Annotated in this window: 5 protein-coding genes; all 5 read right to left on the bottom strand. The window is 31.6% G+C overall.

Annotated features, from left to right (window positions below; genetic code table 11):
- Positions 1-565: 565 nt before the first annotated feature.
- The 5 genes from CI949_RS13340 to CI949_RS13320 all read right to left on the bottom strand — a co-directional run bounded on the left by CI949_RS13340 (position 566) and on the right by CI949_RS13320 (position 8,195).
- A complete protein-coding gene (locus CI949_RS13340) occupies positions 566-2,221 on the bottom strand; it encodes a carbohydrate porin (RefSeq protein WP_111573162.1) in 1,656 nt (551 codons plus the stop codon).
- A 356-nt stretch (positions 2,222-2,577) separates the two neighbouring features.
- A complete protein-coding gene (locus CI949_RS13335; RefSeq protein ID WP_290767251.1) occupies positions 2,578-3,453 on the bottom strand; it encodes a sugar ABC transporter permease in 876 nt (291 codons plus the stop codon).
- 14 nt (positions 3,454-3,467) lie between these two features.
- Positions 3,468-4,409 carry a carbohydrate ABC transporter permease gene (locus CI949_RS13330; RefSeq protein ID WP_290767248.1) on the bottom strand — a complete coding sequence of 314 codons (942 nt, stop codon included), beginning with the start codon at positions 4,407-4,409 and terminating at the stop codon, positions 3,468-3,470.
- Positions 4,410-4,481: 72 nt separating this feature from the next.
- On the bottom strand, positions 4,482-5,756 hold the full coding sequence (locus CI949_RS13325) for an extracellular solute-binding protein (RefSeq protein ID WP_290767246.1): 1,275 nt from the start codon (positions 5,754-5,756) through the stop codon (positions 4,482-4,484).
- A 30-nt stretch (positions 5,757-5,786) separates the two neighbouring features.
- Positions 5,787-8,195: a glycoside hydrolase family 31 protein gene (locus tag CI949_RS13320; protein WP_290767244.1), complete on the bottom strand. Its 2,409-nt coding sequence runs from the start codon at positions 8,193-8,195 to the stop codon at positions 5,787-5,789.
- Positions 8,196-8,323: the final 128 nt, after the last annotated feature.

Here is an 8,323-nt window from a genome sequence, read left to right as displayed (position 1 = left end):
CCTTAAGGAGATTCTATTTTTTTATTCAAAAAAATTTGAACTAGATTTACTGTTTAAAGACTATCATAACTGGATTCGGTATTTTTACTTGCCGAATTCAAGTTGAATTAAAGGGACTTTTTAACTCGAAAATTTTTACTCTTTATTACTGTTCTTTTACTCATTTACTGGTAAAAATCATGTCCTGGTTACTGAAATATTTCTTGGCTCATAACAGCAATAACTCTTTTTTCGTACCATATTTTGTTCTGGTACTATCTTTCTGCCTAAATTCCCCCGGATCCCAGAAATTATAAGCAGTATATACTTCATTAACCTTGAAAAAACAACAAAATACTAATAAAAGTAATATAGTAGAATCAATGCCAATATATTTTCTAAACACTTTTTATCCCTATTTTCAATTACAAACTACACAAATTATTTAAAATAAAATGTAAGGCTGGATCTACTGGCAACTACAGCTGCTGTAAAAACAAATACAAGAAAATTTTAATTATAGATGAAAACCCTATTCCAATAAAATAATTAGAAATAGGGTTTTTGATTTGAACATTTTTAAATTTTACCACCAGGCTTCAAATTGAACACCATAAACGGTTCCACTATCCTCATCAAATTCATCTGCAAAAACAGAATCAGTTTTTGCATCATCTTTGTACTCATCACCAAAAGCATGAGTTACAAAAATTCTTATCTCAGGACGGCTCCAGAAATTACTTTCTAATTTAATTGTAGGAGCAATAGTTAACTTAGTTACCTTATAATCTCCTTGGTCATCAATATCAGTATAATCATAACCAATATCATATTGCATTGCAAAATTATCAGTTAAGTAATTTACAAAACGGGCACCAGCAGTAATATTAGTTTTATCATTTTTACCGTCATAATCTTGATCTAATTGATAGACAAATTGCGGCATAACATCCCAATTTTTATTAATCGAAGTTAAACCATAAGTTAATAATCTGACAGAGCTTTGTTCTTCATTTTTATCTAAACCATATGAAGAACCTACATTAGATCCTAAATCATCTCCATACTGCAGAGCTGCTGTCATGTTTCCATTTGTAAAACCATAAAAGTCAGAACGGTTATAAACAGCTGCGGCTTGAATACCAGTTCTATCCTTTGTATTCACTTCGTTTTCATCTCCATTTGACCAAGAAGGAGTTAATTCAAATTCCCAATAACCACCTAAACCTTCAATATCTTTTAGTCTTATATCGATATTTTGTTGTGACTTTTCCCCAACGTTTTCAAATACAGTACCTTCAGACTCTCCAATAAAAGCTAAATCCATAGAAAAATCACTAAATTTAATTCCCTTAACTCCAGCACCATATCCACTCATATCTCGCCAGTAAAAATCTGTAATATGAATGTCGTTTCTACCGTAGAAACGACCACCAGCCCAAAAATTAGCTTCAGGTGCAAAATCAAAACCTCCACCTTCTATAAAAGCTTCTCTAACTGCGATTCCATCTTCCCATATACCATAAGTTCCATTTAAATCATTAGAATGGGCAAAAGTAAATTGACCTTTCATCCAAGCCCCAGAATTAGTAGTCATCTTATTAGAAACTGTTTGTTCAAAATAAGTATCCATTTCATTTCCCAGTCTAAAATCGCTAGGAAGTCTCTGATCTGTCGAACCTCCATTGGCATTCATCACATAACCAGAACGGGCATATCCGTGCCACTCAAAACCTTCCCAACGACTTTGCTTTTCCTCAACAGTATCTAATCTTGTATTCTGCTTTGCATCACTTTCTTTTAAAACAGAAATATCAGAACCAATTACTTCGAGTTCACTTTCAAATTCAGCTGTCAGAGACTTAATAATATTTTTTACTTCTTCAGCCTCAGCATCACTTATGTTATTATCATCAGAATTTCTCTTATTTAATATTTCCTTAACTATAACTGTAACATCTTCCGCTTCACCTTCACTTAAATTTTGATTATTCTTATCTATTTCATCAGTAATCTCTTTTAAAACTCTATTCACTATTACAGCCATTTCATAACGATTCATAGAATTTCCGCCCTTAAATTGACCATCAGAATATCCCTCAATAATTCCACTGGCAATCAAATTGTTAATAGCATCATATGCCCAGTGATCAGAAGGCACATCAGAAAGAGTTGAAGCACTTATTGATAAAGAAAATGTCAAAAACATTAGAACAGCTAAAATTGTTATAGTTTTTTTCATAAAATATTTAACCCCTTTCAAATTTTTGAATTTTTATAAAAATTTGTCTATATTACATCACCATTTAATAGTTATCACCTTCTTTCTTTATTTAATACTTATGCAATCGTTTGCACAAATATTAAAAAATTATTTTTCTTTCAAATTTTTGAAAACTCTCAATAAAAAAATTATTATATGGTTAAACTGCGAAAAGTCGATTTTAGCTATTTTAAAGATTTGATATTCTAATCATAATAGGGATTGTGTAATTCAAAAATTGATAGTTAAGACTTTTCGCAGTGCAATTATTTAATATTATCTCAACACAAAAAAACATATAATATTTTCCAATTCATATAAATATAAATACTAAATCAACCTTTTACTCCACCGAGTGTTAATCCACCAACTAAGTAGCGAGAAAGAATTAAGAAAATAGCCATAACTGGAAGCATAATTAATACAGAAGCAGCTGCAAATTGAGCCCAGGCTGTATTAAACTGACCTGCTAAATTAGTTAAACCAACTGGTAGGGTATATAAACTATTATCTGTCATTATAACCCTGGCAACCATATACTCATTCCAGGCAGTCATAAACGAAAATAAAGCTGTAATTACCAGAGCGGGTTTAGCAAGAGGAAGTATTATCATATAAAAAGCCTGAAACTGATTTAAACCATCAACTAAAGCTGCTTCTTCCAGACTTTCTGGAATAGTATCATAATAACCTTTCATCTGCCAGACGCAAAGTGGTAAAGCTGTAGAAGAATACATAATTATCAAACCAATATGCGCCTTAGCCATTCCTAAAAAAGGCACTACTATTGTTTGTTCCGTTAAACCAAATTGAGCTAATAAAATATACATTGGTAATAAAAGCATTGTAGCCGGAAACATCTGAGTTAACAAAAAGAAAGTCAGTCCACCTTTTCTTCCTGGAAATCTTTTGCGAGAAAAAACATAGCCAGCTGTTGAAGCTAAAGAAACGCCAATGATAACTGTAAAAAAAGTTACTAATAGAGAGTTTCTAAGCCAGATCAAAAACCCTTTATCAAAAATTAAAGTTCTGTATGCCTCAAAAGTAGCATTATCAGGTATAATCGCAAGACTTGTTGAATGTAAAGAATTACCAGGTCTTAAAGAAGTTCCAAAGACTCTTAAGGCTGGATAAACTGCTATAATTACAGAAATAATTAATATTATATGAAAAACAATTTTTTTCCATGTAGGATCATTTTTAACAGACATTTAATAACCTCCTTTTAATCTTCATTAATATAATCAATAAAGCTGATTGCCCAGACCAATAAAATAACAAAAATAATTAAAGAAAATGCCGCTGCATAACCATAACGATAAAATTCAAAGGCGGAACGATAGACATGAGTAACTAAAATATCAATTTTATTTGTTAAAGTATTTTGAGTTAAAAGATAAATAACCCTTAGATTATTAAATGTCCAAACTACACCTAAAATAACAGCTGGCAGCATTACTGGTTTTAATAAAGGTAAAGTTACATGCTTAACCTGCTGCCAATTACTAGCTCCATCTATTTCAGCGGCTTCATAAAAAGTAGGATCAATACTCTGCAGGCCACCTAAAGCAATCATCATCATAAAAGGAATTCCAAGCCAAATATTTACTATTAAAGCAGCGGAAAAACCTGTATTTGCCTGACTTAACCAGGCAACTCCTGGCACTCCCAACCTTCTTAAAAATAAATTTACTGCTCCATAACGATAATTAAACATTCCCTTCCAAATTAAAACAACAATATACTGAGGAATAGCCCATGGTATTACTAGTAAAGTTCTATAAATTGATTTAAACATTAAATCACGATCAAGTATAATAGCATAAAAAATACCAAAGCCAACATGAGCAACTACATTAATAACAGTCCAGACTACAGTTCTTAATAGAATAATCCAAAAAGAACTTTCACTAATTATTTGAATAAAATTATCAATTCCAATATAATCTAATGTTCCATTCTGAATAAACTGGCGCATATTATACATATTCAAATTAGAAAAAGCCAATCTAAAGTTATAGAAAAAAGGATAAATAACTACAAATAAAACTACTATAAAAGCTGGTAGTAACATCAAATAAGAAAATTTGTGTTCCCTCCAAAAATCTTTTAATGAAAAGTTTGATAAGGCTGATGTAAACCTTAAATTTTCATCAGGTTGACTCATTTAATTACCTCCTAAATAATTTTAAATAGAGGGGCAAATACCCCCTCTATTTAATTGTAAGTAAAATAATATTTACTGCATGCTTTTAATATTTTCTTCTGCTTCTTTTTGCATTTGTTCTGCAGCAGCTTCAGGTGTTAAATCATCACTCATTACACTTTGTAAAGCAGGTCTAACAGCATCCCAGATACCTCTCATTTCAGGAACTACAGGTATTGCTTTTCCATTCCTCAGCTGTTCAGCAGATCCTTTCATAATTGGATCATTTTGAATTTGAGGTAAACCATATGCCTGATCATTACTTGGAAGAAAATTGTTTTCTACAAATAATTCTTGTGCTGCTGTACTTGTCATGAAATCAATAAATTTAATAACAGCAATTTGTTTTTGCTCAGGTAATTGTGACATTACAATAAATCCTTTGCCACTTGTCAATGGTTGACCATATTTACCAGTTTTTTCGAATCTAGGAATTGGGGCAACACCTAAATCAACATTTTCAGCATTTTTATAACCTTCAATTGCCCAGTCACCATTAATGATAAAGGCTGCACTTCCTTCTTTAAATAAACTATCCATCAGATCATAATCAGATTCTCTTGGAACAATTTCATGCTCAAATTTAAGTGAATGAACAAATTCTAAAGTATCAACAGTTGCTTCAGTATCTAAATTTGGGTTATATTCTTCATCAAATACCCAGCCGCCAAAACCTCCGTGGAAAGCAGCCCACCAAAATGGCTCATTTAAATTATATGCTAAACCATATTTGTCAACTAGACCATCACCATCTTCATCAACTGTATTTGCCTTAGCAACTTCAATTAAATCGGACATTGTTTCTGGAGCCTCATCCACAATATTTTTATTGTACATTAACATTAGATGGTTACCCATAGTTGTTGGGACACCATAAATTTTTCCATTTAGACTCATTCCAGGAAGAGCAGCATCAATATATTTGTCTTTCATATCTTGACTAATTAACTCATCTAATGGTTGAGCAAGTCCCATAATTGAAAATGGGCCAACATGGTCAAAAGGACTTAATACTACATCTGGTCCCTGACCACCCATATATGCAGTCTGAGTGTTCTGCCTTAAATCTTCAACACTACCAGCATGAGTTCTTTCTACAGTAATATTAGGATATTTGTTTTCAAATTTTTTAATCAGTGGATCTAAGATTTCATTATCAATTCTTTCTTCATCAGCTTCCCAAAAGTTAAGTGTTATTTTTTCTGTAACTTCTTTTTTATCAAGATCCTGCTGAGCAGCAGCACCTACAGAAAAGATTAAACTTAACGCTAAAACTAAAATTGAAATAGTAATAATTGATTTTCTCATTAATAATTCCTCCTTTTAATTTTTTGTAACTTAATTTAATTCAATGGTAATTTTATTTATAACAACTGGAACTGTCAATTCCAGTGTATTATCAAAGTAATCAAAGTCACTTATTTCATTACCATCAACATAGATATTTAGAGGATCCTTATTTAAGTTATTAAAAAGCAGCTTATAATTTTTAAATTCCTGTTGATAGTTTTCTTCTATACTATTTATATTAAATATTAGCTGATTATCTGTATATTCATATTCAAATTCAGTAATGTTATAGTCTCCATTTTCATAATTAAATGAAATACCATCATCATCATAGAGTTTATAACTTCCAAACTTGTTGGCTTTATTTAAATAAACATTTAATTCCAGACATTCAATCTCTTTTTCTCCAATATAATTTAGTTTTTTATTTAAGGGAATAATACTGCCAGCTTTAATGAAAATTGGCATAGTATCCAAAGGAGCATCAACTATTAAATGTTTTTCTCCCTCATAAACTTGTTTTGTCCAGAAATCTATCCACTTTCCTGCTGGAAGATAAAGCATTCTCTTATCCTTATCAGGCTGATAAACAGGAGCTATCATAATACTATCTCTAAGCATAAACTGATCTGAAAGATTCTCGCATTCTTTATCATCCGGATATTCCATAATTAAAGGTCTCATAACCGGAATTCCGCTTTGGGAAGCCTGATAAAAAAGATTATAAATATGAGTAATTAGTTTATACCTTAATTCAATATATTTTTTAATTATTTGTTCATAATTTTTGCCAAAGGACCATGGTTCTTGAGAAATAGCTCTGCTCTCACAGTGATTTCTAAAGAAAGGAACAAAGGCTCCCAGTTGAGTCCAGCGGCATAAGAGTTCTCCATTACTGTTACCGGTAAAGCCTCCAACATCAGTACCGCAGAAGCTGATACCTGACATACCCATATTCATCAGCATTGGCATTACAAGCTTAAGGTTATCCCAGATACTTCTATTATCTCCGGTCCAAACAGCAGAATAGCGCTGTATACCAGCAAAACCGGCTCTAGTTAAAACAAAAGGTCTTTCATTTTCTAGACTTTCTTTTAAACCTTCATAAGTTGCCTTATCTTCTAAAAAACCATATAAGTTATGAAAACGTCGGTGGGTGCCACAATCACCATCATTTTGATGCATTACATTAACATCCATAGTATCTGTTTTATTAAAAGCAGCAGGTTCATTCATATCATTCCAGATACCTTTAACACCAATATCTATAAAATCTTTCTGCAGCCCGGCCCACCATTTTCTTACTTTTGATTGAGTAAAATCCGGGAAAGCACATTTTCCCGGCCAAACCTTATCTATAAATACTTTACCATCCAAATATTTGCAGAAATAATCATTTTTCATACCTTCCTGATAAAGTTTATATTCTGGATCTCTTTTTACACCAGGATCAATAATTGTAACCGTTTTAATTCCATTTGCCTTAAGATTAGAAATCATAGCTTCGGGATCAGGAAAATGATCTTCATCCCAGGTATAAATTTTATACTGATACATATAGTGAATATCGAAATGAAAAGCATCACAAGGTATTTCTTTATCTCGAAATGTTTTGACAAGCTGATCAACTTCAGCCTGTGGATAATAACTGTAGCGTGATTGGTGATAGCCCAATGACCACTTTGGTGGTAAAGGCATTGTTCCTGTTATTTGTGAATACTTGCTTACTACTTCTTTTAAAGAAGGACCATTGAAAAAATAATAATCTAATTTTCCACCTTCAGCCCAGAAAGAAAAATAATCCTGACCCTCACTTCCTAGATCAAAGAAAGTCCTATAGGAATTATCAAAATATATTCCATAACTATTTTTCTGATTAAAGCTGATTAAAAATGGAATTGACTGATATAAAGGATCAGTATCAGTAACATGAGGAAAAAAAGTATCATGATTCCACATCTCATAAAGTCTTCCCTTTTTATCAAGCCAACCAGTTTTTTCTCCTAAGCCATAAAATCTTTCATTTTCTTTAAATGATTTCCAGGCTCTAACCTTTTGCTTTTTCCAGCCTAAAGCATATTTACTATAATCTTCATGAATCAATTCTCCGTTTTCATTAAGTACTTTGAGTATAAACTTTTTTTTGCTAATTTTAAGAAGCAGTTTATCAGTTTTTATAAGTAATTCAGATTCTGTTTCATTTAGTTTAAAATTTTGGTAACTTAAACCATGTTCAGTCACTGCCTGAGTACTCTTGTAACTAATTTCCTGTTTTGAATGAGCCATAATCACTCTAAAAATATCAGCAGTCAAAAATCTGATTACCAGACTTGCATATTCAAAATTTAATCTTAGTTCGTTTTCTTTGACCTCATAATCTAAAACAGCATTTAATTTATGATAATCAATACTGTTATCTTTGGTTTTTTTCTGTAGTAAAGTTTTACTATTATCCATAAACATCTCTCCCCTCGAACTTAAAACATTTCTAAGTAATTTGTGCAATCGTTTGCGCAAATAGCAAAAAAAATATTTTATAAGCTTGTTATTTACCTGTCTCTTATACACATCTCCGAGCCCACGAG

Source organism: Halanaerobium sp. (assembly GCF_003070835.1).
This window is presented reverse-complemented; position numbering and strand designations above follow the sequence as displayed.